We start from the raw sequence: 25499 nt of genomic DNA, 5'->3' as shown, positions 1-25499 counted from the left end.
AAAATCTGGGCTCTGGTAATACGCATTTAAAGTATGCAAGCCAGCATCAAAACAATTGATCCGCGCAATGTCAGCTAACAAAAAAGCCGGGCGCAAGCGCCCGGCTTCCAGTCTTAAGAAGCGGTATTTATGCGTTTTCGTCGGTCTCTTCGGCTGCCGCCTCATCGCCCGCAGGAGCTTCATCTTCATACTCGGCTTCCGGATCGAAGAACTCGTCCGGACGCGCGCTGTCGTTGATGTCCTCACCGTAAATGGCTTCCGCCGAATCCAGCGTCTCGCCGCGTGCCTGGCGCTCGGCCTCGTCGCTCGAACGCGCAACGTTGAGCGTCACGGTGACCTCGACTTCCGGGTGAAGCGCGATTGCCACATTGATCAGGCCAATGGTCTTGATCGGCTGGTTGAGCTCGACCTGGCTGCGGCCGATCTTGAAGCCTTCATCGGCCAGGATCTCAACGATATCGCGTGTGGCGACCGAACCGTAGAGCTGACCGGTCTCGGCGGCGGAGCGAACGACGACGAAGGACTTGCCGTCGAGCTTCTCTGCAACAGCCTCGGCTTCCTTCTTCTGTTCCAGATTGCGTGCTTCGAGTTCGACCCGCTGGCTCTCGAATTTCTTGCGGTTGGCCTCGTTGGCGCGCAGAGCCTTGCCCTTGGGCAGGAGGAAGTTGCGTGCGTAGCCGTCTTTGACCTTCACCACGTCGCCCATCTGGCCGAGCTTGGCGATACGCTCAAGGAGAATAACGTCCATCGTTTCTGTCCTTTGTCATCGGCGCCCTGCGCCGGAATTTCATAAAGGCAGGTCAGAAACGGAAATGCCGCTGTGCGGCACGAAAGTCGCTGTCCTGCCCATGGTGGCAGTTAGGGGCATCCGCCCCAACTCGGGATTTGAAAAGCCTCGACCGCGCCCGCCGCGGAGAGGGGGCGGGCGAAAAACCGCCCGCGCCGAAAGTCTTACTTCACCACGTAGGGCAGAAGGCCCAGGAAACGGGCGCGCTTGATGGCCTTGGCCAATTCGCGCTGCTTCTTCTGGCTGACCGCCGTGATGCGGGAAGGAACGATCTTGCCGCGCTCGGAAATGTAGCGCTGCAGGAGCTTCACGTCCTTGTAGTCGATCTTCGGTGCGTTGGCGCCGGAGAACGGGCAGGTCTTGCGGCGGCGGTGGAAAGGACGCCGCGTCGGGATCTGATTGATGTCGACCATTATTCGGAGCCTTCCTTGTTGCTGTCGCGGTCATGGTCGCGGCGCGGGCCACGATCGTCACGGCGCGGTCCACGCGGGCCACGGTCGTCACGGCGCGGTCCACGGTCGTCGCGGCGCTGCATCATTGCGGAAGGGCCTTCCTCGTGCGCGTCGACGCGAACCGTCATGAAGCGCAGAATGTCTTCCGACAGACCCATCTGGCGCTCGACCTCCTTCACGGCCGCAGCCGGAGCGTCGATGTCCATGAGCGTGAAGTATGCCTTGCGGTTCTTCTTGATCCGGTAGGCGAGGGACTTCTGTCCCCAGTTTTCAACCCGGCCGACGGTGCCGCCACCAGCTTCGATCACACCCTTGTACTGTTCAACAAGGGCATCGATCTGCTGCTGCGAGAGGTCCTGCCGGGCAAGGAACACGTGTTCGTAAAGTGCCATTGTCTTGCCTTTCTTCGTTTCCATCCACCGGCCCAGCGGCTAAGCCTCTGCGACTAGTCTTGTCCCCGAGGGGCCGAAGAAAAGCGCGTTGGACGGTCGAGAGCGGAGACACGGGAGGCGGAAGAACCTGTCTTCACAACGCACGCTTCCCGATATCGGGAAAAGCGCACGGCCCTCCGTTCAGCCCCCAGCTGAGACCGGCAGATCGCGCGCTTATACAGGTTTTCAACGAAGTTGCAAGGCGGCGGTTTCAGGCGAGCAGGTACCAGAAATCAAGGTCCAGGCTGGTGGGGTCGCACAGATCGAGCAGCGGCTGGCAGACCGGGTGCCCGACATAGCCCTCGCACAGGCGTGTTGTTTCGCCCAGCGAACGTCCGAAAGTCACCTCGCAAAAGCGGTTTTCCGCATCTCGCCCGATGTAGTGGAGCCTCGTATTGTCGGATTGGCCGAGATATTCGCTTGCGATCCGTTCCGAAATCGCAAGCACGTCCTGCTCACTCGCACTGCTGCCGTCAGCGATCTTGAAGGTTCCGAATTCAACGCAGGAAAACGCGTCCGGCGGGGATGCGATCTGCTTCAGTATCTGGTTGCGCGACAGCCGGACGGTGCCGGGCTCCAGCAATGCCATGAACGTCTTCGCGCTTTCTGCGTCGTCATAGGCTTTGAGCATCCCCTCGAAGCTCTGGTCATCACGGGCCAGAATGATGTCGGCAAAACCGCCGTTCAGATTGCCGAGAAACGCATGAAAGAGGATGCCGTCCATCGGGCGCAGAAAGGTTTCCTGCCAGGCGAGGGCGGCGTCGATCATGCGGGCGGTTTCCACGTCCGCGCGCTTTTGGTATCGGGCAAAGCCCATCACCCTCACAGGGCCTTCGGATTTTCTCAACATTGACTGTTTTCCTCTTGATAGGGGCAGCGGCTGCGGGCGGGCTTGCCGAACAGGCCGGTGTGCCGTAGCTATCCCGAAGGATTGACAGTTTCTGTCAGGGTGGAGCATGCGCGCATCACGACTTTTCGGATTGCTTGAACAATTGCGGATGCACCGCCAGCCGGTCAGCGCTGCCCAACTGGCAGAAACGCTGGGCGTTTCGGTCCGCACTCTCTACCGCGACATCGCCACGCTTCAGTCCATGGGGGCTCCCATCCGGGGCGAGGGCGGTGTCGGCTATCAGATCGAGCGCGGCTACTTCCTTCCTCCCCTGCACTTCGACACCGATGAACTCGACGCGATCACACTTGGCATGCAGTTGATTTCAGCGCGCGGCGATGGCGATCTGAAGCAGGCTGCCGCCCGTGTGGCCGCAAAGGTTGATGCAATAGCGCCCGACGGTCAGCATGGGCGTGTGCGGCAAGGGGACATGATCGCCTATTCAAGGGCGTCGGATGCACAGCGCCACCTGGCTGCCCTTCGCCGTGCGGTACGTGGGCGCCGGCGTCTTGAAATCGTCTATCTCGACCTGAAGGAGAAGAAGAGCACGCGCAGGGTCCGCCCGTTGGGGCTGACCGCATTCGACAATGTCTGGCTTTTGACAGCCTGGTGCGAGGAGCGCGACGACTTCCGCAACTTTCGCATTGATCGGCTGGTGACGGTCGCCGAAACCGGCGACCGCTTTGCGCCAGAGGCCGGCAGGGAGTTCAAGGACTACCTGAAGACCCTGCGTTAACGCATGTCTCCCGAAAGCGGGCACCGGTTTCGGGACAAAGACATGCGTCAAATCAAGAACCTAAAGCGCACAGAGCGAATCTGAAAGATCGCGACGCGCTTTAGCGTTCACGTCTTGAGCTTGTAACCGGTCTTGAAGATCCACCAGATGGCGCTGAGGCAGAGGACAAGGAAGAACGAGATCATGGCGATGCTCACGCCGATCCCCACATCCGACGTCTCGTAAAAGCTCCAGCGGAAGCCGCTGATGAGGTAGAGCACCGGGTTGGCAAGCGTCACCTTCTGCCAGAATTCCGGCAGCATCTCGATGGAGTAGAACGAGCCGCCAAGGAAGACGAGCGGCGTGATCACCAGAAGCGGTATCAGCTGAAGTTTTTCAAAATTGTCGGCCCAGATACCGATGATGAAGCCGAACAGGCTGAAGGTAATCGCCGTCATCACCAGGAAGAACAGCATCCAGAAGGGATGTCTTATCTCTATGGGGACGAAGAGATGCGCCGTTGCCAGGATGATGAGGCCGAGGATCAGCGACTTGGTCGCCGCCGCCCCCACATAGCCAAGCACGATCTCGAAAAAGGAGATCGGTGCCGAAAGCACCTCGTAAATCGTGCCGATGAACTTGGGGAAGTAGATGCCGAACGATGCGTTTGAGATGGAGTTCTGCAACAGCGTCAGCATCATCAGCCCGGGAACGATGAAGGCGCCATACTGGACGCCGTCGATCTCCTCGATGCGAGAGCCGATGGCCGCGCCGAAGACGATGAAATAAAGCGAGGTGGAGAGAACGGGCGAAATCACGCTTTGCAGAAGCGTGCGTTTCATGCGCGCCATCTCGAAGAGATAGATGGATTTGACGGCTTCGAAATTCACTGGTTTTCCTCCACCACGAGGCTCACGAAAATGTCTTCGAGCGAGCGTTGTTCCGTGTCGAGATCCTTGACGATGATCCCGGCTTCGCTCAGCGCAGACAAGAGGGAGGCAATTCCCGTCCGTTTCGCCTGTGTGTCATAATGATAGATGATCCGCGTGCCGCCATCGGCGAGTTCAAGATCGTATCCGGCGAGTTGGTCCGGAAGTGCCTTCAGCGGCTTCTGCAGGTCGAGCGTGAGCTGCTTCTGTCCGAGTTTGCGCATCAACTCGGCCTTTTCCTCGACCAGAAGGAGCTGGCCTTTGTTGATGACACCCACCCGGTCGGCGATCTCTTCCGCCTCTTCGATATAATGCGTGGTCAGGATGATGGTGACGCCGGTGTCGCGCAGACGCTTGACCAGTCGCCACATATCCTTGCGCAGCTCCACGTCGACACCCGCGGTCGGTTCATCCAGAAACAGGATCCGCGGCTCATGTGCCAGGGCCTTGGCGATCATCACGCGCCGTTTCATGCCGCCCGAGAGCGCCATGATCTGGCTGTCTTTCTTGTCGTAGAGTGAGAGATCGCGCAGGATCTGCTCGACCAGCGCCGGCGCCGGCTTCTTGCCGAAAAGGCCGCGGCTGTAGCTAACCGTCGCCCACACCGTCTCGAAGGTTTCGGTGTGCAGCTCCTGCGGCACCAGGCCGATGAGCTGGCGGGCCTGGCGATAGTTCTGGACAATATCGTTGCCCTCCACCGTCACCGTGCCGGTGGTAGGTTTCACCAGACCGCAGATGATGGAGATCAACGTTGTTTTCCCGGCGCCGTTTGGGCCGAGCAACGCCAAAATCTCACCACGCTGGATATCGAGGTCCACTGACTTCAGAGCGGTCAGACCGGTATCATAGGTTTTTGAAAGATCTTTGATGGAAAGAGCTGTCGTCATGGGAAAAGTCCCTCATGTCGGGGCGATGGCAGGCCGCGCACATATAGGCAATATGCAACCTGCTTGCCAGCGCCCGCACTTGTTCGCTGACATTTCCTGACATGAGCGGAGGTTGTTTTACCCTTCGACGGGCTCAGTTGTTTTCCGGATCGGTCTCTGTAGCGAAGGCTAGCTGTCCGCACCGCACCATCGCATAGAGCGCTGGGACGCCTATGATGGCCGACAGGATGATCTCGCCAACGGCCTGAAGATGCAACAGGCCGGAGAGCCCCCAGATGCTTGCAGCCGAGGCGGCGGCAACTTCCGTGGAAATGAAGAGCGTTACGGAAACAAAGCCCACCGTTTGCGCAAGTGTAAGCTTGCCGCGAGGCGCGACGTCCTGCTGTCGCAACGCTGTTGTTTCAAAAGACATGTCTAAAAATACCCCTGCACGCCACCGGAAATGGGGCGGAACAGCGATACATCTCTCCTTAATTGTGGAGTTTTCATGTCACAGGGAACGCAGGCCGAAAACACCCAAAAAGCTTGACGCGCCGATTGTGTTGCGTCACCAGATGCGCCCGATAAGGACGAATACCGGAGATTTGGCGATGAGCATCGCTTTCACCTTTCCAGGTCAGGGAAGTCAGGCTGTCGGCATGGGGCGCGATCTGGCCGATGCGTTTCCAGAAGCGCGCGACGTGTTCCAGGAGGTCGATGACGCGCTGGAGCAGAAGCTTTCCAGGATCATGTGGGAAGGCCCGGAGGATGAGTTGACCCTCACCGCCAATGCGCAGCCTGCGCTTATGGCCGTTTCCATCGCGGCCATGCGGGTGATGGAAAAGGGCGGTCTCTCACTCAAGGACAAGGTGTCCTACGTGGCGGGTCATTCGCTTGGCGAATATTCCGCGCTCTGCGCTGCCGGCACATTCTCCCTGGCCGATACCGCTCGGCTGCTGCGCATTCGCGGCAATGCCATGCAGGCTGCGGTGCCGGTGGGCGAGGGGGCGATGGCTGCGATCATCGGTCTCGAAGCTTCAGACGTGGAAGCGGTCTGCTCCACTGCCGGCAAGGAGGGCGTCTGCCAGATCGCCAATGACAATGGCGGAGGACAACTCGTGATCTCCGGTGCCAAAAGCGCCGTGGAAGAAGCCGCGAAGCTCGCCTCCGAAAAGGGCGCCAAGCGTGCGATCATGCTGCCGGTTTCCGCCCCCTTCCACTCCGCGCTGATGCAGCCTGCCGCCGAGGCGATGCGCGAGGCGCTGGCCGATGTCAGAAAACACGCCCCCGCGGTTCCAGTGGTGGCCAATGTTACCGTCTCGCCTTTGCGCGATCCCGAAGAGATCGCCGAACGGCTGGTCGAGCAGGTCACGGGCCGTGTGCGCTGGCGCGAAACCATTGACTGGTTTGCACAGAACGGCGTGGAGACCCTTTATGAGATCGGCTCCGGCAAGGTGCTCTCCGGTCTCGCCCGTCGCATCAACCGCGATCTCGCCGCAGTTCCGGTCAACACACCGGCAGATATAGAAGCGGCGATGGCGGCACTCGGCTGAGCCGGGCCGCTTGTACAACGAAGAATTTAGGTGATTGAAAAGGACAAGGCCATGTTTGATCTGAGCGGCCGCAAGGCACTGGTGACGGGGGCGTCCGGCGGCATCGGCGAGGCCATCGCGCGCACCCTGCATGCCCAGGGTGCCGTCGTCGGCCTGCACGGCACACGGGTTGAAAAGCTGGAGACCCTCGCTTCCGATCTCGGTGATCGCGTTAAGCTGTTTCCCGCCAATCTGTCTGACCGCAATGAAGTCAAACAGTTGGCGGAGAAGGCGGAATCGGAACTCGAGGGTGTCGATATCCTCGTCAACAATGCGGGCATCACCCGCGATGGCCTTTTTGTCCGCATGAGCGACGATGACTGGGATCAGGTGCTGGAGATCAATCTCGGCTCTGTTTTCCGGCTCACCCGCGAACTGACGCACCCGATGATGCGTCGCCGGTTCGGTCGCATCATCAACATCACCTCGGTTGTGGGCGTCACCGGCAATCCCGGCCAGGCGAATTACTGTGCCTCCAAGGCTGGTCTGATCGGCTTTTCCAAGTCGCTCGCCCAGGAAATCGCCAGCCGCTCCATCACCGTCAATTGCGTTGCCCCCGGCTTTATCGAATCGGCCATGACCGACAAGCTCAACGACAAGCAGCGCGACGCGATCATGGGTGCCATACCAATGAAACGCATGGGCAGCGGTGATGAAATCGCATCCGCCGTCGCATATCTGGCGTCCAATGAGGCCTCCTACGTCACGGGCCAGACCGTGCACGTCAATGGCGGCATGGCGATGATCTGAGCGCGGTTCGGGCAGGAGGAGCGATGGACGGGCTTGCCACGAGGCGATTTGTGCTGCGCGACTTCGAGCCCGCCGACGTTCCGGCGCTGGCCGCCTACCAGTCCGACCCGCGCTTCGTTTCCGCCCGCAAAAAGGCAGGGCAGGAGGCGGGCGATCCCGCCAAACTGGTGGCGCTCTTTCGCTCTTGGGCGCAGGAGCGCCCGCGCCGGAACCACCAGTTTGCCGTCATCGAGCGCAAAACCGGCCGGCTCGTCGGTTGCGCCGGTGTCCGCACGGCAAATTGTCCACAGGGCAGTGGTGAGCTGGGTATAGAGCTTTCGCCGGATATGTGGGGGCGCTACGGCAGTGCCGCCGAGATCACGCGCGGCCTGTTAGACTTCGGTTTCTCCACGCTCGCCCTCTGCGAGATATTTGGTGAAACCACCGCACAAAATCACCAGGCGGCAAGGCTTGCTTCCTTTCTTGGCGCTCGTCTCGAAAGGCCTGTACGACAGGGAAACAAAGGGATCGCGACCCCGGGTGAGCTTGTCGTTTGGCGTTTCCTGCGCCGTGACTGGCGCGCCGGGGCCGGTGTCTGATGCGACTGGCCGCAGGAGTGGAGGGATGAGGAATAACGCTTGGCGCGCGCGCCAAAATCGTGATAAGCGCCCGCTCGAAGCCGTTCCGCCCGCCGCATGCACGCTGTGCATCGTCATCGGAGCATAACAGACTGGGCGTCGATCGTATCGGCGCTTTAGTCGTCATTTCGCTTGATTAGCGGCATTCGTGCGGCTAACGAAGATCGGAAATTCAGAAAGTCGAGGGTTCTCTCATGAGCGATACTGCAGAACGCGTTAAGAAAATCGTTGTCGAACATCTGGGCGTCGAAGGCGACAAGGTGACCGAAGGCGCAAGCTTCATTGATGATCTTGGCGCAGACAGCCTCGACACGGTCGAGCTGGTCATGGCGTTCGAAGAAGAGTTCGGCGTGGAAATCCCGGACGATGCAGCCGAGACGATCCTCACCGTCGGCGACGCTGTGAAGTACATCGACAAGGCGACCGCCTGACGCCCGTCCGGCGTTCTCGCTACGAAACGTAGTCAAGGCGGATAATCAGCATATGAGACGCGTTGTCGTCACCGGTATGGGGCTTCTTTCACCTTTCGGCCTCGGTGTTGAACATGGGTGGAAGAGCCTGCTTTCGGGCAAGAGTGCGGCCAGCCGCATCGATCGTTTCGAGGTCGATGACCTGGCCTGCAAGATCGCCAATTCGATCCCGCGTGAAGGCGAGGGGGCATTCGACCCCGATGCCTTTCTGGAGCCGCGCGAGCAGCGCAAGATCGGTGAGTTCATCACCTACGGCATTGCTGCGGCAGACCAGGCGCTTGAGGATTCGGGCTGGAAACCGGAAACCGACGATGAGAAATACGCCACCGGCGTGCTCATCGGCTCGGGAATCGGCGGCATCGAGGGCATTGCTGAAAACGCCTTGACGCTTGCTGAGCGCGGCCCGCGCCGCATCAGCCCCTTCTTCATCCCCGGCAACATCATCAATCTGGTCTCGGGCCAGGTGTCGATCCGCCACGGGTTGAAGGGACCGAACCATGCGGTGGTGACCGCCTGTTCCACAGGCGCGCATGCCATCGGCGACGCTGCCCGTCTCATCATGCTCGGCGACGCAGACGTCATGCTGGCGGGTGGTGCGGAAGCACCGATCACCCGCCTTTCCATTGCCGGCTTTTCGGCCTGCAAGGCGCTTTCCACCAGTTTCAACGACACGCCGGAAAAGGCTTCCCGGCCCTATGACCGCGACCGTGACGGTTTTGTCATGGGCGAGGGCGCCGGCGTTGTCGTTCTGGAAGAACTGGAACACGCAAAGGCGCGTGGCGCAAAGATCTATGCGGAAGTGGTCGGCTACGGCCTGACGGGCGACGCTTACCACATCACGGCTCCGGCCGAGGATGGTGACGGCGCCTATCGCTGCATGAAGGCTGCACTGAAGCGCGCAGGTCTTTCCGCCGCCGATGTGGACTACATCAACGCGCATGGCACGTCGACCATGGCGGATACGATTGAACTCGGTGCCGTGGAGCGTCTTCTGGGCGATGCCGCGAGCAAGGTGTCGATGTCGTCCACCAAGTCGTCGATCGGTCATCTTCTGGGTGCAGCCGGCGCGGCAGAAGCCATTTTCTCGGTTTTGGCCATTCGCGATAACATCGCCCCGCCGACCATCAATCTCGACAATCCACAGGTGGAAACACCCATAGACTTGGTACCCAATCAGCCGCGCGAGCGACAGATTGACGTGGCATTGTCCAACTCTTTCGGCTTTGGTGGCACCAATGCGTCTCTCGTATTCAAACGGTATGACGCCTGAGGCTTTGCAACAACAGGCTTGCAGTTTTGCCATTTTCGCAATTCAGTCTGGCAGTCACGAATCGAAACGGTGGTCACCAGGCTCTGGAAGATCGATCTTCTGAAGCCAGCGTGATTGCTCAGGGTGTTTATACAGATTAGGACAGGACCGGCGACCATTGGCGCCGTTCTGAGGGAGCGGTCCAACAGGCATGACAGGGACTTCCGGAGACAATACGGGCTACGGCCGTCAGGCGGGCGAGGAACGCGGTCGTGCGTTCAAATCGGCCAACCAAACCTTGCGGCCAGAGGCGGGCACACCGCCTCCGCGGCGCTCGAAGCGTGCGCGCAGCCAGTTTGTGGTTTTCCTGAACTTCGTGTTCTCATCCATCGTGTTTCTGGTCATTCTTGCCGGTTTCGCATTTTACTTTGGCAAGCGGGAATTCCATCAGCCAGGCCCTTCGCGGACGGCTGAGACCGTTATGATCAAGCCGAACACCGGTGTTCGTCAGATAGCAAGCCTGCTTGAGCGGGAAGGCGTTATCTCCGATGCCCGGATATTCTCGCTCGGCGTTCGTGCCTATGGCGCGGATTCCGAGTTGAAGGCGGGCGAGTACGCCATCGATGCCGGCGCTTCCATGCATGAGATCATGGAATTGTTGAAGAGCGGCAAAAGCGTTCTTTACTCGCTCACCATTCCTGAGGGCCAAACCGTGTTCCAGGTGTTCGAGCGGATCCGTGAAACCGAAGAGCTTTCTGGCACTCTGCCCGAGGAACTCCCGCCCGAAGGCAGTCTTGCCGCCGATACGCTACGTTTCACGCGCGGGATGGACCGGACGGCGGTCGTGGAGAAACTGCTCGAGGATCAGCGAGAGCTTGTCGACAGCATCTGGGAACGTCGCGACGAAGACTTGCCCATTCAGGACAAGAACGAATTCGTGACACTCGCTTCCATCGTGGAGAAGGAGACGGGCATAGCTGACGAACGCCCGCGGGTTGCCGCCGTGTTCATCAACCGTTTGCGCAAAGGCATGCGTCTGCAGTCGGATCCCACGATCATTTACGGGTTGTTCGGTGGTCAGGGTAAACCATCTGATAGACCGATTTATCGATCCGATCTCGACAAGAAAACGCCCTACAACACTTACTTGATCGATGGTTTGCCGCCCACACCCATTGCCAATCCTGGCCGCGCGGCACTTGAGGCCGTGGCCAATCCCTCTCAGACGGATGAGCTCTATTTCGTCGCCGATGGAACAGGCGGGCACGTTTTCGCCAAGACGCTCAAGGAACACAACGAAAATGTCGCTCGCTGGCGCAAGGTGGAACGCGAGCGGCGGGCGGGGGGTGAGAGCGCCGGCGAGAACGGCTCGAACTGAGCCGGTGCGCGCGTTGACACGACTGCACGAGGGGGAGGCATGAGCAGGCTCCAGAGCATGACGGGTTTTGCCCGTGCCGCACACGACCACGATGCAGGAAGCGTCGCCTGGGAGGTGAAGTCGGTCAACGGGCGTAGCCTCGAAGCGCGCTTTCGTCTGCCGGCAGGCTTCGAGCGCATCGAGCAGACGGCGCGTCAGCGCCTGCAGAAGCGATTTTCCCGCGGCAATGTTCAGGCTTCACTCACTTTCACGCAGAGCGCCGCTTTGCGCCGCCCTGTCGTCGACGAGGACTTTCTAAAAGAGATAGCGGCTCTTGCCGGACGGTTGCAGGACCAGTTCGGCACGGGGCCGGCAACAGCCGATGGGCTGCTGGGTCTGCGTGGGGTTCTCGATTTCGCCGATCCAGTCGCGGATGAAGAGATGCGCGCGTCCCTGGATGAGGCGATCCTTGCGGCCTTCGACGAAGCGCTGCAGGGCCTTGAGGAAGCCCGACGGGATGAGGGCAGTGCGTTGCAAGCAATAATGCTCGATCATGTGGCGCGTATCGAGGCCTTGACCGATCAGGTGGAAGCAGATGCTTCGCGCTCTCCCGAGGCTATTCGGGAGCGACTGCGGGAGCAGGTAGCGCGACTTCTCGATGCAACCACCGGCTTCGATTCGGATCGTTTGCATGCGGAAGCAGCCATTCTCGCGGCAAAAGCCGACATACGCGAGGAAATTGACCGTCTGCGCACGCACATTGCATCGGCGCGGGCGCTGATCGCCGCAGGCGGCCCCGTCGGGCGAAAGCTCGACTTTCTGGGCCAGGAGTTCAACCGCGAATCCAATACGCTTTGCTCAAAATCCAATGCGGCAACCGTGACGGCCATTGGCCTGGAGCTGAAGGCCGTGGTGGATCAGTTTCGCGAGCAGGTGCAAAATCTGGAGTAGACCATGTCCTCGGAATTCTCGCCTGCCGTTTCCACCGACGTCTCGCGGCGCGGTCTTATGCTGGTACTGTCATCGCCCTCGGGGGCGGGAAAATCCACCATCGCGCGCACATTGCTGGCGCAGGTGCCAGGTTTCGAGCTTTCTGTCAGCGTGACGACGCGCGCGCGTAGAGGCAGCGAGATCGAAGGGGTCCATTACCATTTCAAGTCGCAGCGCGAATTCGAAATCATGCGCGACAATGACGAGCTGCTCGAATGGGCCGAAGTTCACGGCAATTTTTACGGCACCCCACGCGGCCCGGTGGAGAGGGCGCTCACAGAGGGCCGCGATATGCTCTTTGACATAGACTGGCAGGGAGCAGAGCAATTGCGCGAGAAGATGCGCGGCGATGTCGTGTCGATCTTCATTCTGCCGCCGACCATGAAAGAGCTTCTCGGCCGACTCACACGGCGCGCAGAAGATACGCCGGAGATCATTCAAACACGTCTGAAAAACGCACGCACCGAGATCGAAAAGTGGATCGACTACGATTACGTGGTCATCAATGACCAGCTTGATCGGGCCTTTTCTTCAGTACGCTCGATCGTCGAGGCAGAACGCCTTCGCCGCGACCGGCGTCCCGGCCTGTTCGATTTCGTGGCAGGGCTTTTGGCAGAAGAGGCGAACTGACGCTTAGGCGTTGTTTGCCAGCGTGACGAATTCAGCCACCGAAAGCGTCTCTGCCCGGCGCGTGGCATCAATCCCCGCCCGTGCCAGAAGCGTCTCCCCACCGAGCGATTTCAGGCTCTGGCGCAGCATTTTGCGACGTTGTCCGAAGGCCGCTTCGGTGATTTTCGCCAGCTTCGCCGGTTCGACGGCCAGCGGTGCCGTACGCGGGACGATATGCACCACCGACGAGGTCACTTTGGGCGGCGGGGTGAAGGCTTGTGGAGGCAGGTCGAAAGCGATCTTTGCCTCCGTGCGCCACCCGGCCAAAACCCCAAGCCGGCCGTAGGCCTTGTCGCCAGGCTGCGCGACGATCCGTTGCGCCACCTCGCGTTGAAACATCAATGTCATGGAGGCGTAGAAGGGCGGCCAGCTTTCCGGCGTCAGCCAGCGCAGCAGAAGCTCGGTGCCGATGTTATAGGGCAGGTTCGCCACGATCCGCACATCACCTGCCGCATGCGGTGCCAGAGCGGCGAAATCCGTTTCCATGGCATCGCCACTGACAACGTCAAGCCGGCCCGGATAGTGACCGGCGATTTCAGCCAGGGCGTCAAGGCAGCGTTCATCGCGCTCGACAGCTATGACACGTTCGGCGCCTGCCATGAGAAGTGCTCGCGTCAGGCCTCCAGGGCCGGGGCCAACCTCGATCACCGTCGTGCCTTCGAGGTTTCCGGCAGCGCGCGCCACCTTCGCCGTCAAATTGAGATCGAGAAGAAAATTCTGACCGAGCGATTTCTTCGCGGCAAGGCCATGAGCGGCGATCACCTCGCGCAGCGGCGGCAGGCCGTCGGCGCTCATCGCACGCCACCGGCGTTGTTCGCCAGCTCACGCGCAAGCCTGATCGCCGCAATCATGCTGTCAGCTCGCGCAATGCCTTTGGAAGCAATATCAAACGCTGTGCCATGATCGGGAGAGGTGCGAATGAAGGGGAGGCCAAGGGTGACATTCACTGTCTCATCAAACGCAACGGTTTTAACGGGAATCAATGCCTGGTCGTGATACATGCAAAGCGCTGCGTCATAGCCTTGTCGAGCGCGAGCATGAAACATCGTGTCGGCGGGTAGAGGGCCAAATGCGTCGATGCCTTCCGCCTGCAGCGTCTGGATTGCGGGTGCGATGATATCGTTGTCCTCGGTTCCCATTGCCCCACCTTCGCCTGCATGGGGATTGAGGCCGGCGATCGCAAGCCGGGGGGCGGCAATGCCAAAGCGCGCGCGCAGATCGTGTGCGGCAATCCTCGCCGTTTCTTCGACAAGCTCCCGTGTAAGTGTTGAAGGAACCGTTGCCAGCGGCTCATGAACAGTCACCGGTATGGTGCGCAATTCAGGGCCTGCCAGCATCATCACAGGCTTTGCTGGAGCGCCGGTATTCTCTACTGCCAGATGACCGAGAAACTCCGTATGGCCTGGATAGCGGAAACCCGCGTCATAGAGTGGCTTCTTGGCTATGGGAGCTGTCACCACCGCTGCAGAGCGCATCTGCATCGTATCATCCACGGCCCGCGAAATCGCCTCGATGACGCCAGCAGCATTCACCGTTTCTGCATGTCCCGGATTGTCGGACAGCCTGTTGTCGAGCGGCGAAATTGGCAGGTGTGTAGCAAAGCCGACCACCGCCTGTTCCGGTTCGGTTTCCGCAATCGGAACATCCAGTCCCAGGGACCGCGCACGCGCCGAAACAAGCGCCGGATCCCCAAGGAGGTAAAATGGAGGCAACTCATGCCTGCGTCTTTCCAGCCAGGCCTTGAGGATGATTTCGGGACCTATCCCGGAAGGATCGCCGATGCTGAGCGCGAGCGGGAGCACGACCTATCTCCTTCTGGACAAACAGCTGGTGGAAAGAAGGGGCCCGGTTGCGCCGGACCCGTAGCAAATCAGCGCTGGCTGATACGCGCGTTCTTGCGCAACTCTGCCAGGAAGGACTGAGCTTCCTTTTCCATTGCGTCATTGCCAGAATTTTCATTCTGGAAGACCATTTGTGCCACGCGATCATCGGAAACCTCGCGTGTGCTGCACACACCGATGAATTCGACTCCGCGCTCGGTTTCACGCACGCCCGTGGCATTTCCGGGAGAGGTGTTTTTGACCTGATCCTTCCAGTCCGCTGGAAGCTCCGGTTCAAGAATGCGGCCAAGGTCGCGCACCGTCACGTCAATCAGGCCCTTGGCAAACTGACGCGTGCTATCGCAACCGCGGAAGCGATCGCGCATGGCTTGCGCCTCACGTTTGCGCTTGCCCAGAAGGCTGGAACGTTCCCCCGACGGGACCACGAAGATCACCTGCTGGAGCATGTATTCGGTGGCGCTTGGTTTGCTGCCGCCCTGCTGGAGCATTTTGGCAACGACATCCTGCTCGCTCATGCGACCCGCCGAATTGGAGCGCGCCTGCATGACACGCCCCCAGCCGATCTGTGAACGGATGAATTCCTTGAAATGATCGGCTGTAACGCCACTTTGCGCCAGAACCGTATTCAGCTGGCTGGTCGACATACGGTTGCCGCTGGCGAAGCGGGCATAGGCCTGGTTCACCATCTCATCGGGAATGTTGATGTTGCGCCGCTGCATTTCCTGCATTTTCAGCGTCTGCTCGATCATTTGATCGGTCGCTTTCTGGCGCAGATTGCCACCTTCACGCTGCAGTTTGAGGAACGCCACGCGACGGTCGATATCGTAACTGGTGATCGGCGCGTTGTTCACCACATAGCGGATTTCCGTCGCCTGTGCGCTCGCACCGGCGAAAAACGGTAGGGCCGTTGCCATGGCTACCGTAAGAACACCCGCGCTCAGAAACCGCCTGCAATTGCTAAACATCGTCATTGATCTCATCTTTGCACCCCGCAATTGCGCCTGAGATAACAGCAAATGCACGGGAGCTACAGTCCCTTAAGCTGTTTTATCGTCATCGGGTGGGGCAAAAACATGGCCTTTTGCCATGAGAGAAGGCGCAAATGCCAAGTGAAAAGGCCCCGTCACCTGAACGGGGCCTGAAAAGAGGCAGGCTAGAAGCTGGTGTTCAGCTCGCCGCTGCTGGTGCCGAAGTCGCCGATTGTCCGCAGCGAAATACGGAAACCGAAAGACTGGCTGACTTCCTGCGTGTCGCGGTTCTTGCTGCGGGAATAGGTCATCGAATAGATGAAACATTCGTCGCCGTAGGAGAACCCATAATCGTTCTTCACGAGGGTCTGGCTCTCGACATCATATGTACCCGAGGCGAAGCCGCTCCAGTTTTCGTCAAAGCGAACTTTGGCAACACCGGTAACTTCCTGCCGGTCCTCTTCAAACCCGTAGAGTGGCTGTGCTTCGATGTAGGCATATTGCAGCGACGTCGTGAGCTGGCCGAACGTCGCGGCCGTCTTCAGATCGGTGCGGCGAATGTCGAATGTCTTTTCGTCGAAGCGTGCTCCGGCCGAAAACGCAAAACCATTCGGGCTGGCAATGCCGATCATACCCACAAAATCGGAGACGTCCGTTTCCAGGCCCGAATAGGCACCCGCATGGACGAGGTCCGTCTGGGCATATGGGTTGGCACCGGCCAGATGATAGGATTGTCCAAACAGCCCCTGGGTGGTCCATCCATTGGCAAAACTGCCTGAATAGCGGACGCCCACATTGGCGCGTGTGCCGCCCTCAATCCGGTCATAGCCGGAGAACTTGTCGCGCTCGAACAAGGTCGTCGCATCGAAAACAAGCGACTGCGCGTCTTCGTTCGGAATGCCCAGCCTGTCCTGATGGGATGCATCGGGACGCAGGAAGATCTGCGCCATCGGCTCCAGAACATGGCTGGCGCTCGAGGTGGAGAACAGGATGGGCCAGCGCGCTTCCAGGCCGGCCGTGGCCATGTAGCGATAATAGGAAGAGCGAACGTCACTGCCGACAGCCGTGCTGTTGAGCTCGAAACTGGTAACACCATTAACGGTGTTGGCATCGTAGTCGGTGTAGATCGCATCGCCCCGCGCCTGCAGGATCGGCGTCACAACAAGGCCGCCGGCGCTTACGAAGGAACGCTTCCATTCGGCCTCCGCCGTCATTCGGCTGGCCAATCCCTCGATGCCGTCGATTCTTGTCGAATCCCCATTGACGATGGATTGGCTGAGGCTGTCCCGGTAAATATTCTGAACATTCACATCGAAATTCAGCTCGCCCCCGACAACCGCTTCATCAGGCGTGTAGGAATAATCGAAGCTGGGCAGAACCCAGGGCTGCTTGTCGTTCCGCGCCTTGTTCGAGCTATCGAGAACGTTTTCCTGAACATCGAAATGATAGGCTCTGAGATCGAAGAAGTTCCGGTCGTCGAGACCTGTCAGATAGAGCTGCGATGTCTGCACCGTGTCGGAAAACCCGTCGATGCCATAGGTGCGTGAAAAATTCTTGTCGGTCTGCGCCAGCACATCCCAGCCGAACGTCCAGCGGGGATTGATGCGGAACTGGCCCTTCGAACCGATCATGCCACGACCGGTTTCGCTTCTGTTGACCGTATTCGCATCCCAGGCTTCCGGATCCTGTTGTTTGATGCCGGCGATCTTGATGCTGTATTGGCCATTGTCGAAACGCTGGCGCCATTCGGCCTCACCGAGGAAACCCTGCTTGGTATAATAGGTGCCCGTTACGGTCAGGTCGTAGGTCGGTGAAAAGGCGAAATAATAGGGGACACTGATGCCGACCCCCATTTCCTCCTTGTAGGTCGCTCCGGGAATGAGAAAGCCGGACTTTCTCTTCACGGTCGGATCGGCGACTTCGAAGAAGGGAAGGTAGGCGATCGGCATGCCGAAGAATTCAAATCGCGAACCTTCGAAGCGAACGGTTTTTGATTCGCCGTTCCAGATGATCTTCTGGGCTTTGATCTGCCAGATCGGTGGCTTGCCGGGCTTCTCGCGGCACGGTTCACACGCGGTGTAGACACCGTTGTTAAACGTCGTCAGTTGTCCGCCGGAACGCTCCGCGCTTTCAGCAGCGAAATAGGTCTTGTCGACAGTTTCGATCCGCAGTGCGTTGACAAAACCGTCACGGAAGTCGTCGGTGACATCGATCTCGTCGGCAAAGATCTTGTTGCCGTCTTCTTCGATTATCTGCACGCGCCCGCGAGCCACCACGCGCGATGTCCTGCGGTCATAGACGACGCGGTCTGCGACGAGGCTGTTGCCTGCATATTCTATCTGCACACCGCCAGCAGCGGTGATTGTATTGAGATCGTTGTCGTAAATCAGGTTGTCCGCAGTCAGGAGCATCTGCGCGCCCTGCGGCAAATCGGAAACGTCCAGGCCGCCCGTCTGCGCAAGGGCAGGGGCCTGTGGAAGCAATGTATAGGTGCACAAGGTTGCCAACGCGGTCGCGCCCATCAAATGCGCTAACCGTGTGGACATGCCGGCTCTCTTTGCCGCAACCCCCACTAACCGTCCTCCTTGTACAATAGGAAAGTCACCCCATAGAACATCGCCACGACCACAGGCGTCCATGCAGCCACCACCGGAGGAACAACTCCAGCGCTGCCGAACGCCTTGACCAGGACCGAAACCACATAAAGCAGAAACCCGGCGAGGATTCCACCCAGAATCACCGTTGCTGACTGTCCCATTCTGGTAAATCTCATCGATACCGTAGCGGCAATCAGGGTCATGGCGACCAGCAATAGGGGCAACACCACAAGTGAATGAAAATGCGTGGCAAACGCGTTCGCTTTGAGCCCGAAAGAGCGCGCAACTTCAATCTTTCCAGGCAGTGCATAGATCGATGTTGCTTCGGGGCGGGCAAGCTGCTCGCCAACGAACTCCGGCTGCAGGTTGGTTTCGATCTGGATGTTCCTGATCTTTTCTGCCGCAGCGGTACCGCGTCGACGTGCCACGTCCTGGAGATCCCAGTAGCCGTCGCGGAGGAACGCTCGCGCGGCGTCAAGTCGTTCGAAGATGCGGCCGTCGGCGTCGATTCGGAAAAATGTCGGGCGCACCAGCACCTGGCCGCCGTTCAAAACAGAGCTTGATCCGATGATGGTTTCCTCATCGCCCGAGCGCTGTTTGATCCACTGCTCAGCCTCGGAATTGGTGCTGCTCTTGGCGCCGCGCACTTCGGCTTCAACGCTCTGTGCCTGGGCGAATCCGTTGGCGGCAAGCGGATTAAGCGCCGCCACCGCCAGAACACCGAACAAAAACGAGCCGAACGCGATCGGCGTCAGGAACTGCCAGGCGGACACACCGGCGGCGCGGGCCACAACGAGTTCATACTTGCGGTTCAGGCTGATCAGCGTCGCCATCGCGGCGATGAGCCCGATAAAGGGTATAGCCTGCAACAGGATGATCGGCGTCTGCAGCGCGGCAAGAGAAAATGCCCATTGAGCCGTATAGCCGGGCAAACCGGCCGAGCGGCTCGACACTTCAGCGAACGTCACGATGAAGATCAGCAGGCCGATGCCGAAGAAGTTCCATGCCGCAATCGAGGCGTATCGGCGAAAGAAGTAGCCGCCCAGCGTCAGGCCGATCATCCGCGCCTCCCGGCCGGTGTCCGCCTGTTTGCGAGCTTGACGCGCCAATGCGTCATGCTCTCGGTAAGTCGTTGCATGCGCGCGTTCAGCTTCTCAACCCAGTGCGTTGGCAATTCCATCACGCGATTGGTGAGGATGAAGAATGCACATAGTCCAATCATCAAAAGGGGAGCGGCATAAAGCACGAAGGAGAAGAATGGGGAGCTTTCGGCTTCCGTGCCCGAATAAAACCCGACCCACCGCACGATCAGCGAAATCGCCATTGTGGTCACAATCGGATGGAGCCGGGCCTCGCGGAACGACCGCGCATCGCCGGCGACGGCAAGCGCGACCATGGCGAAAACGAGCGGATACAACCATTCCGAAAGCCGCATATGCAGTTCCGCGCGGATGATCTGGGGCGACTTCTTGTAGAACGTGTCATTCACATCCGGATTCAAAAGAAAGCGGAGTGACCGATCCTTTGGATGCAGTGTCGGTTCTCCCCCACCTCCGCTCGTGAACTGCGAAAGGTCGAACGCATAGGAATCGAAGCGGATCGTCGAGACGTCGCCATTCACCGATTGGCGCTGTACCATCCCATCCTGCATTACCAGGATTGAGCCTCCCTCGCGTTCCACTGCCGCGCCGGTTCGTGCGTGGTAGACGAGCTTGGTGTTCTCATCGCGCGAATCGGCCACGAAAATACCGCCCAGAAGGCCGTTGGGCAGACGCTCCGAAACCTGCACGAAAAGCCCGTCATCGACCTTCTGGAAAGAGCCTTCCTGCAGCACTGTGGTAATCAGATCCGCGCGGGCATTGGCGAGCACCGACCGGAAAGCCTGGCGCGAGGCCGGCTCAAGCGTGTTGTTGATCAGGAAGGAGGCAAGGCTGGCACCGATGGCGATGATGAGGATCGGCCGGATGATGGTGGCGCGCGGCGCGCCCGACGCGTTGATGACCACAAGCTCGGAATCCGAGTTCATCGTGGCGAGCGTCTGAGCCACAGCGATGCCGAGCGCAAAGGGGATCACAATGGGGATGACGGACGGCAGAACGAGGGCCGCAACGAAAAAGAACGTGCCGGCGGACTGGCCGCTATCGGTCACGAGATCGATCCGGTTGAGGACCTGCGTCGTCCACACCAGCGCGAGCACCCACAGCAACGCCGCCGCGAACAGCGCGAAGGTGCGACGCATGATGTAAAGTTCGATCACCCGCATGGATATTGACAATCCGTTTCGTTGGAACAGCCCTTTAAAGGCGCGCGCGAACCTAACGGTCCTGACACGCGCGCACAATGCGCAACTGCCGGCTTTGAAGGGCGGCCCACCATTTCTTGTCCCACGGGTGACTGTGGGTGGGATTGGTTAGAAAATGCGAAACAAACGCGGTTAACAGCTTGCTTATGGGGCGATAATCGAGCCGTGCAGGGCGCACCCACCGGTGAAAATTCGGGATCCCCCTGTGTGCGGGCCTTGCCAATTTGCATAAAACCTCCAAGATCGCCGGCGCCCTTTATCGACCAATCACGGAAATCTGGGAAATATCATGACCGACAGACCGAGTGTCTCCTTCGCCAAATTTGCAATGCCCGGCAAGGGCACCGTTGTCGTTCTGGCAAGCGAAGGCGGCAGTCTGGGGGAGCAAGCGAAGGCTTGTGATCCAGAAGGTGTGCTTGCGCGGGCCTTCGAGGTGTCAGGCTTCTCGGGTAAGCTGGCAAAAAGTGTCGAGGTTCTGGCGCCGTCCGGCTCGCAGCTCGATCGGTTGACGGCCGTCGGCGTCGGCAAGCCCGATGAGCTTGCTGAGGAGGCACTTTTAAAAATCGGCGGTGCGGCGCTGGCCGCTGGCAAGTCCGCTTCCGAGATCACTGTCGTGGCGGATGTCGACGGCGCCGAAATCGATGCTGCGGCTGCAGCCAATCTGGCGCTTGGCATGCTGTTGCGCGCTTACAGCTTTGACAAATACAAAACCACAAGCCGAGAGAATGGAAACGACAAACCCGCCAAGAAACTGAAAATCGTCATTCAGTGTGCGGACCCAACAGCAGCAAAAAAGGCATTTGTCCGTGCCGAAGCTGTGGCCAACGGTGTTCTGCTGGCGCGCGACCTTGTCAATGAACCCGCCAATGTCCTTGGCCCGGTCGAGTTTGCTGCAAAGGCGAAAGAGCTGGAAAAGCTCGGCGCCAAGGTCGAAATTCTGACCGAGAAGGAAATGAAGAAGCTCGGCATGGGCGCGTTGCTCGGCGTTGCACAGGGCTCTGTCCGGCCTCCACGTCTCGCCATCATCCAGTGGAACGGCGGCAAGGCGAAGGAGAAACCTGTCGCCTTCGTTGGCAAGGGCGTTGTCTTCGATACAGGTGGCATCTCCATCAAGCCGGCTGGCGGTATGGAAGACATGAAGGGCGACATGGGCGGCGCGGCTGCCGTGGTGGGCGTCATGCATGCGCTCGCCGCCCGCAAGGCAAAGGTCAATGCCGTCGGCCTGATTGGCCTTGTCGAAAACATGCCTGATGGCAATGCCCAGCGCCCGGGTGACATCGTCACATCCATGTCCGGCCAGACCATTGAAGTCATCAACACGGATGCGGAAGGGCGTCTCGTGCTCGCCGATGTGCTTTGGTATTGCAATGAACGCTACAAGCCGCAGTTCATGGTTGATCTCGCCACGCTTACCGGCGCGGTCATGGTGGCGCTCGGTCACCACCGGGCGGGCCTGTTTTCCAACGACGACACGCTGGCCGAGCGGCTTTTCTCTGCCGGCGAGGCAACGGGCGAGAAAGTCTGGCGCCTGCCGCTTGGCGAAGAATATGACAAGCAGATCGATTCCAAGAACGCAGACATGAAGAACTCTGCCGGCCGTCTGGCCGGTTCCATCACGGCAGCACAGTTCCTGAAGCGTTTCGTCAAGGATGGGGCATGGGCGCATCTGGATGTCGCCGGCACCGCCATGGGCGCGCCGCTTGACGAAATCAATCGATCCTGGGGGTCGGGTTTCGGTGTGCGCCTGCTCGACCGCCTTGTAGCGGATCATTACGAATAGGCCGATGGATGTTCTCTTCTACCATCTGACCGAATCGACACTGGAGGAGGCATTGCCGCCTCTGGTGGAGAAAAGCCTCGAACGGGGGTGGAGGGTGGTGATCCAGACGGGCTCCCGCGAGCGTTGCGACGCGCTCGACAACTGGCTGTGGACGTGGCGCGAGGAGGCCTTCCTCGCCCACGGTACGGATCGGGACGCGCATCCCGAGCAACAACCAGTCCTCTTGACCGATGCAGCCGTCAATCCGAATGGCGCGCAGATCCGCTTTTTCGTGGACGGAGCCGATCCAACCGGCGTGGACGGATATGAGCGCGTTGTCGTGATGTTCGACGGTCATGACGCTTCCCAGCTCGACGCGGCGCGCGGATACTGGAAAGCGCTTAAATCTGCAGGCCATTCCGTCACCTACTGGCAGCAGGGGCCAGACAGGCGCTGGCAGAAGAAGGCCTAGACGGACGCTCGTTTTCGGCGCGTGGAGCACCTTGCTGCAATAGCGCTCACTCTGCGCTTGCCGCCCGCACTCTGAGCTTGTCGAAAGGCGAGGGTGCCTGGCACCAGAAATTCACCGAATCCGTTAGCTGATTTCCGCCAGAACAGTTTCGATCTCACCCAGATGCGCGACCTTTCGGAAGCGGGGTTTGTTGTCCGGTTCATCCGCGTGTTCGTGCGCCCAGGTCAGGTCATGCGGCACGAACACGCCCCATGATCCAGCCTCGATTGCCGGGATCACGTCGGATTTGAGTGAATTGCCGATCATCATCGCATGATCCGGCCCCTCGCCATGCGCTGCGAAAATTCGCTGATAGGTTCCACGAGACTTGTCGCTGACAATCTCGACGGCGTCGAAATAATCGCCAAGGCCTGATGCTGCCAGCTTGCGTTCCTGATCGAACAGGTCGCCCTTGGTTATCAGCACCAGCCGATAACGCCCGGCAAGCGCCTCCAGGGCCTCTCGCGCGTGGGGAAGAGTCTCCACTGGATGGTCAAGCATTTCCCTGCCTGCGTCGAGAATGTCACGGATTGTTGTCGCTGGCACCTGCCCGTTCGTCACCTCGATGGCGGTCTCGATCATCGAGAGGGTAAATCCCTTGATGCCGAACCCATATTTCCCAAGATTGCGCTTTTCTGCCTCGAGAAGGCGCTCCGTCAGATGCCCGGCCTCCGCAAAATCGGCAAGGAATTCCGCAAAGCGTGCCTCCGTCAAGCGGTAGAAGCGCTCATTGTGCCAGAGCGTGTCGTCGGCATCGAAGCCAATGGTGAACGACGCTTTCACGAAGCCATCCCTTCTTCATAATCGCTGGAGAGTGCGAGCCAGCGGTCTTCGTGCTTTGCCAGCATTGTGGCAAGATCGGAGCGCTCCTTGGCCAACTCCGAAACCTTTTTCGGCTCCTTGTCGTAAAGGCTCGCATCGGCAAGCCGCGCCTCGATGGCGTCGATCCGCTTGCGGGTTCTCTCGATCAGTCCCTCGGTAGCCTTGATTTCCTTGGCAAGCGGTTCGAGGGCCGCGCGCTTGCGGGCTGCCTCCTTGCGCTTGTCCGCCTTGGAGGCCTTGTCCGTTTCCCGCTTCTCCCGGTTGCGGCTGGCGCCGCCCGTCATGCGGGCGCGGTAATCGTCCATATCACCTTCATAGGACGAGACGGTCCCGTCACCGACGAGCCACAGCCGGTCCGCAGTTGCCTCGATCAGATGACGGTCGTGGCTGATGAGGATCACCGCTCCGTCGAACATATTGAGCGCCTCGACAAGCGCCTCGCGGCTGTCGATGTCGAGGTGGTTGGTCGGCTCGTCGAGAATAAGCAGATGCGGAGCCTCGAATGTGGCAAGCCCCATCAGAAGCCGTGCCTTCTCCCCGCCTGACAGGTCGCGGGCGGGTGTCGACATCTTTTCGGTGGTCAGGCCGAACTGCGCCACCCGCGCCCGCACTTTCGCTTCCGGGGCATCGGGCATCAGACGGCGCAAATGCTGATAGGCGTCCTCGTCCGGGCGCAGGTCGTCAAGCTGATGCTGGGCGAAGATCGAGACTTTCAGTCCGGGCGCAACCGTCTTGGTGCCCTTTTCGAGCGTCAGCCGGTCGGCGATCAGTTTCGCGAATGTCGATTTGCCGTTGCCGTTTGCCCCAAGAAGGGCAATGCGATCGTCATTGTCGATGCGCAGCGTCAGACCGCGCAGAACGGGCTTGCCGGGCGTATAGCCGACCGCGCCGCCGTCGAGCGCGATGATCGGGGAGGCGACCGCTTTCTCCGGATTGGGAAAGCGGAACGGCAGCACTGTCTCGTTCACCACCGCGGCCATGGGCGACATGCGTTCCAGCGCTTTCAGGCGTGACTGCGCCTGGCGGGCCTTTGACGCCTTGTAGCGAAAGCGATCGACAAAGGACTGCATGTGCTTGCGCTGTGCTTCCTGCTTGACGCGCATCTTTTCCTGCAGTTCCGCCTTCTCGGCATATTGACGCGCAAACTGGTCATATCCCCCGCGCCAGAAGGTGAGTTTCTTGCGTTCCAGATGCACGATGGACGAGACGGCCCGGTTCAGAAGGTCGCGATCATGGCTGATGAGAAGAACCGTGTGCGGATAGCGAGACAGGTAGTTTTCAAGCCAGAGTGTGCCCTCGAGATCCAGATAGTTCGTCGGTTCGTCGAGCAAGAGAAGGTCAGGCTGGGTGAAGAGCACCGCCGCAAGCGCCACGCGCATTCGCCAGCCGCCCGAAAACGAGGAGGCCGGACGCTTCTGCGCGTCCGCATCAAATCCGAGGCCCGAGAGGATGGAGGCCGCGCGCGCTTCCGCAGAATGGGCGTCGATATCGGTAAGGCGTGTCTGTATTTCCGCAATTCGATGCGCATCGGTGGCCGTCTTGGCCTCGGTCAAAAGCGCTTCCCGTTCCGTATCGGCCCTCAGGACGATATCGATCAGCGGCTCGTCCGTGCCCGGCGCCTCCTGGGCAACCTGACCGATCCGCGTCCCCTTTGGCACGCTTACAGTGCCGCTTTCAGAGACTAAATCTCCAGTAATCGCACGAAACAGCGTTGTTTTGCCGGTTCCGTTCCTGCCGACCAGGCCTGCCTTCGTTCCGGCAGGAAGAGTAAGCGAAGCCTGGTCGATGAGAAGTCGACCTGCAATGCGCAGCGATAAGTTTGAAATCGTCAACATGACGGCGTTTTGACGGGTCGTCGTCAGCCTTGCAAGCCGCGACTGTCGCCCCGGAAGCTGCAGGCGATCAGAAAATGGCGGGTGTTGCCAAAAGCAGACAG

At 59.7% G+C, this 25499-nt stretch carries 26 protein-coding genes; 11 read left to right on the top strand and 15 right to left on the bottom strand.

The window, feature by feature from the left end; translation table 11 throughout:
- Positions 1-127: 127 nt before the first annotated feature.
- From rplI to H7H48_RS03250, 4 genes are all read right to left on the bottom strand, one after another.
- A complete protein-coding gene (gene rplI / locus H7H48_RS03265) occupies positions 128-748 on the bottom strand; it encodes a 50S ribosomal protein L9 (protein ID WP_229447361.1) in 621 nt (206 codons plus the stop codon).
- 203 nt (positions 749-951) lie between these two features.
- The gene (gene rpsR, locus H7H48_RS03260) at positions 952-1200 is read right to left on the bottom strand and encodes a 30S ribosomal protein S18 (RefSeq protein WP_002963610.1); all 249 of its coding nucleotides are present in this window, start codon (positions 1198-1200) and stop codon (positions 952-954) included.
- Positions 1200-1631, bottom strand: coding sequence for a 30S ribosomal protein S6 (gene rpsF, locus H7H48_RS03255; protein WP_229448085.1), 432 nt, complete (start codon positions 1629-1631; stop codon positions 1200-1202). The genes rpsR and rpsF overlap by 1 nt, the downstream gene beginning before the upstream one ends.
- Positions 1632-1881: 250 nt before the next feature.
- Positions 1882-2520: a hypothetical protein gene (locus H7H48_RS03250; RefSeq protein ID WP_229447360.1), complete on the bottom strand. Its 639-nt coding sequence runs from the start codon at positions 2518-2520 to the stop codon at positions 1882-1884.
- 106 nt (positions 2521-2626) lie between these two features.
- Here H7H48_RS03250 and H7H48_RS03245 point away from each other — a divergent pair, with 106 nt between their 5' ends.
- Entirely contained in the window at positions 2627-3295 is a 669-nt protein-coding gene (locus H7H48_RS03245; protein WP_229447359.1) for a YafY family protein, read from the top strand.
- 107 nt (positions 3296-3402) lie between these two features.
- Here the strand turns inward: H7H48_RS03245 and H7H48_RS03240 are convergent, their stop codons facing one another.
- From H7H48_RS03240 to H7H48_RS03230, 3 genes are all read right to left on the bottom strand, one after another.
- Positions 3403-4164 carry an ABC transporter permease gene (locus H7H48_RS03240; protein ID WP_229447358.1) on the bottom strand — a complete coding sequence of 254 codons (762 nt, stop codon included), beginning with the start codon at positions 4162-4164 and terminating at the stop codon, positions 3403-3405.
- Entirely contained in the window at positions 4161-5090 is a 930-nt protein-coding gene (locus H7H48_RS03235) for an ABC transporter ATP-binding protein (protein ID WP_229447357.1), read from the bottom strand. Before H7H48_RS03235 ends, H7H48_RS03240 begins: the two co-directional genes overlap by 4 nt.
- A 133-nt stretch (positions 5091-5223) precedes the next feature.
- Positions 5224-5502 (bottom strand): hypothetical protein, encoded by a 279-nt coding sequence (locus H7H48_RS03230; protein ID WP_229447356.1) that lies wholly within the window; start codon positions 5500-5502, stop codon positions 5224-5226.
- Positions 5503-5680: 178 nt separating this feature from the next.
- Here H7H48_RS03230 and fabD point away from each other — a divergent pair, with 178 nt between their 5' ends.
- From fabD to gmk, 8 genes are all read left to right on the top strand, one after another.
- Positions 5681-6622 carry an ACP S-malonyltransferase gene (gene fabD / locus H7H48_RS03225; protein WP_229447355.1) on the top strand — a complete coding sequence of 314 codons (942 nt, stop codon included), beginning with the start codon at positions 5681-5683 and terminating at the stop codon, positions 6620-6622.
- A gap of 51 nt (positions 6623-6673) precedes the next feature.
- Positions 6674-7411 carry a 3-oxoacyl-[acyl-carrier-protein] reductase gene (gene fabG / locus H7H48_RS03220; protein WP_065818450.1) on the top strand — a complete coding sequence of 246 codons (738 nt, stop codon included), beginning with the start codon at positions 6674-6676 and terminating at the stop codon, positions 7409-7411.
- Positions 7412-7434: 23 nt separating this feature from the next.
- Positions 7435-7989, top strand: a complete 555-nt coding sequence (locus H7H48_RS03215) for a GNAT family N-acetyltransferase (RefSeq protein ID WP_229447354.1) — start codon at positions 7435-7437, stop codon at positions 7987-7989.
- Positions 7990-8222: 233 nt separating this feature from the next.
- Complete coding sequence (locus H7H48_RS03210) at positions 8223-8459, top strand: acyl carrier protein (RefSeq protein ID WP_007007691.1); 237 nt, start codon at positions 8223-8225, stop codon at positions 8457-8459.
- 52 nt (positions 8460-8511) lie between these two features.
- The gene (gene fabF, locus H7H48_RS03205; RefSeq protein ID WP_229447353.1) at positions 8512-9768 is read left to right on the top strand and encodes a beta-ketoacyl-ACP synthase II; all 1257 of its coding nucleotides are present in this window, start codon (positions 8512-8514) and stop codon (positions 9766-9768) included.
- Between the two features lie 190 nt (positions 9769-9958).
- Positions 9959-11125 carry an endolytic transglycosylase MltG gene (gene mltG / locus H7H48_RS03200; RefSeq protein ID WP_229447352.1) on the top strand — a complete coding sequence of 389 codons (1167 nt, stop codon included), beginning with the start codon at positions 9959-9961 and terminating at the stop codon, positions 11123-11125.
- A 39-nt stretch (positions 11126-11164) separates the two neighbouring features.
- Entirely contained in the window at positions 11165-12055 is an 891-nt protein-coding gene (locus tag H7H48_RS03195) for a YicC/YloC family endoribonuclease (protein WP_229447351.1), read from the top strand.
- Between the two features lie 3 nt (positions 12056-12058).
- Positions 12059-12724, top strand: a complete 666-nt coding sequence (gene gmk / locus H7H48_RS03190) for a guanylate kinase (RefSeq protein ID WP_223020299.1) — start codon at positions 12059-12061, stop codon at positions 12722-12724.
- A gap of 3 nt (positions 12725-12727) precedes the next feature.
- On the opposite strand, the gene rsmA is transcribed toward gmk, so the two are convergent.
- The 6 genes from rsmA to H7H48_RS03160 form a co-directional block, all read right to left on the bottom strand.
- Positions 12728-13558, bottom strand: a complete 831-nt coding sequence (gene rsmA / locus H7H48_RS03185; protein ID WP_229447350.1) for a 16S rRNA (adenine(1518)-N(6)/adenine(1519)-N(6))-dimethyltransferase RsmA — start codon at positions 13556-13558, stop codon at positions 12728-12730.
- Positions 13555-14565, bottom strand: a complete 1011-nt coding sequence (gene pdxA / locus H7H48_RS03180) for a 4-hydroxythreonine-4-phosphate dehydrogenase PdxA (RefSeq protein WP_229447349.1) — start codon at positions 14563-14565, stop codon at positions 13555-13557. The genes rsmA and pdxA overlap by 4 nt, the downstream gene beginning before the upstream one ends.
- Positions 14566-14633: 68 nt before the next feature.
- Positions 14634-15569, bottom strand: a complete 936-nt coding sequence (locus tag H7H48_RS03175; protein ID WP_229448079.1) for a peptidylprolyl isomerase — start codon at positions 15567-15569, stop codon at positions 14634-14636.
- Between the two features lie 188 nt (positions 15570-15757).
- Entirely contained in the window at positions 15758-18118 is a 2361-nt protein-coding gene (locus tag H7H48_RS03170) for an LPS-assembly protein LptD (protein WP_229447348.1), read from the bottom strand.
- A 26-nt stretch (positions 18119-18144) separates the two neighbouring features.
- Complete coding sequence (lptG, locus tag H7H48_RS03165) at positions 18145-19230, bottom strand: LPS export ABC transporter permease LptG (RefSeq protein ID WP_229447347.1); 1086 nt, start codon at positions 19228-19230, stop codon at positions 18145-18147.
- Complete coding sequence (locus H7H48_RS03160; RefSeq protein WP_229447346.1) at positions 19227-20432, bottom strand: LptF/LptG family permease; 1206 nt, start codon at positions 20430-20432, stop codon at positions 19227-19229. Before H7H48_RS03160 ends, lptG begins: the two co-directional genes overlap by 4 nt.
- 328 nt (positions 20433-20760) lie before the next feature.
- Here H7H48_RS03160 and H7H48_RS03155 point away from each other — a divergent pair, with 328 nt between their 5' ends.
- Both H7H48_RS03155 and H7H48_RS03150 read left to right on the top strand, forming a co-directional pair.
- Positions 20761-22251 (top strand): leucyl aminopeptidase, encoded by a 1491-nt coding sequence (locus H7H48_RS03155; protein ID WP_229447345.1) that lies wholly within the window; start codon positions 20761-20763, stop codon positions 22249-22251.
- Between the two features lie 4 nt (positions 22252-22255).
- On the top strand, positions 22256-22702 hold the full coding sequence (locus H7H48_RS03150) for a DNA polymerase III subunit chi (protein WP_229447344.1): 447 nt from the start codon (positions 22256-22258) through the stop codon (positions 22700-22702).
- A gap of 123 nt (positions 22703-22825) precedes the next feature.
- Here H7H48_RS03150 and H7H48_RS03145 read toward each other — a convergent pair whose 3' ends face one another.
- Positions 22826-23524, bottom strand: a complete 699-nt coding sequence (locus H7H48_RS03145; RefSeq protein ID WP_229447343.1) for an HAD family hydrolase — start codon at positions 23522-23524, stop codon at positions 22826-22828.
- Positions 23521-25398 (bottom strand): ABC-F family ATP-binding cassette domain-containing protein, encoded by a 1878-nt coding sequence (locus tag H7H48_RS03140; protein WP_229447342.1) that lies wholly within the window; start codon positions 25396-25398, stop codon positions 23521-23523. Before H7H48_RS03140 ends, H7H48_RS03145 begins: the two co-directional genes overlap by 4 nt.
- Positions 25399-25499: the final 101 nt, after the last annotated feature.

It is taken from the genome of Nitratireductor sp. B36 (assembly GCF_020833685.1).
GTDB lineage: Bacteria > Pseudomonadota > Alphaproteobacteria > Rhizobiales > Rhizobiaceae > Nitratireductor.
The sequence above is the reverse complement of the archived record's forward strand: the minus strand, read 5'-3'. Positions and strand labels throughout refer to the sequence as shown.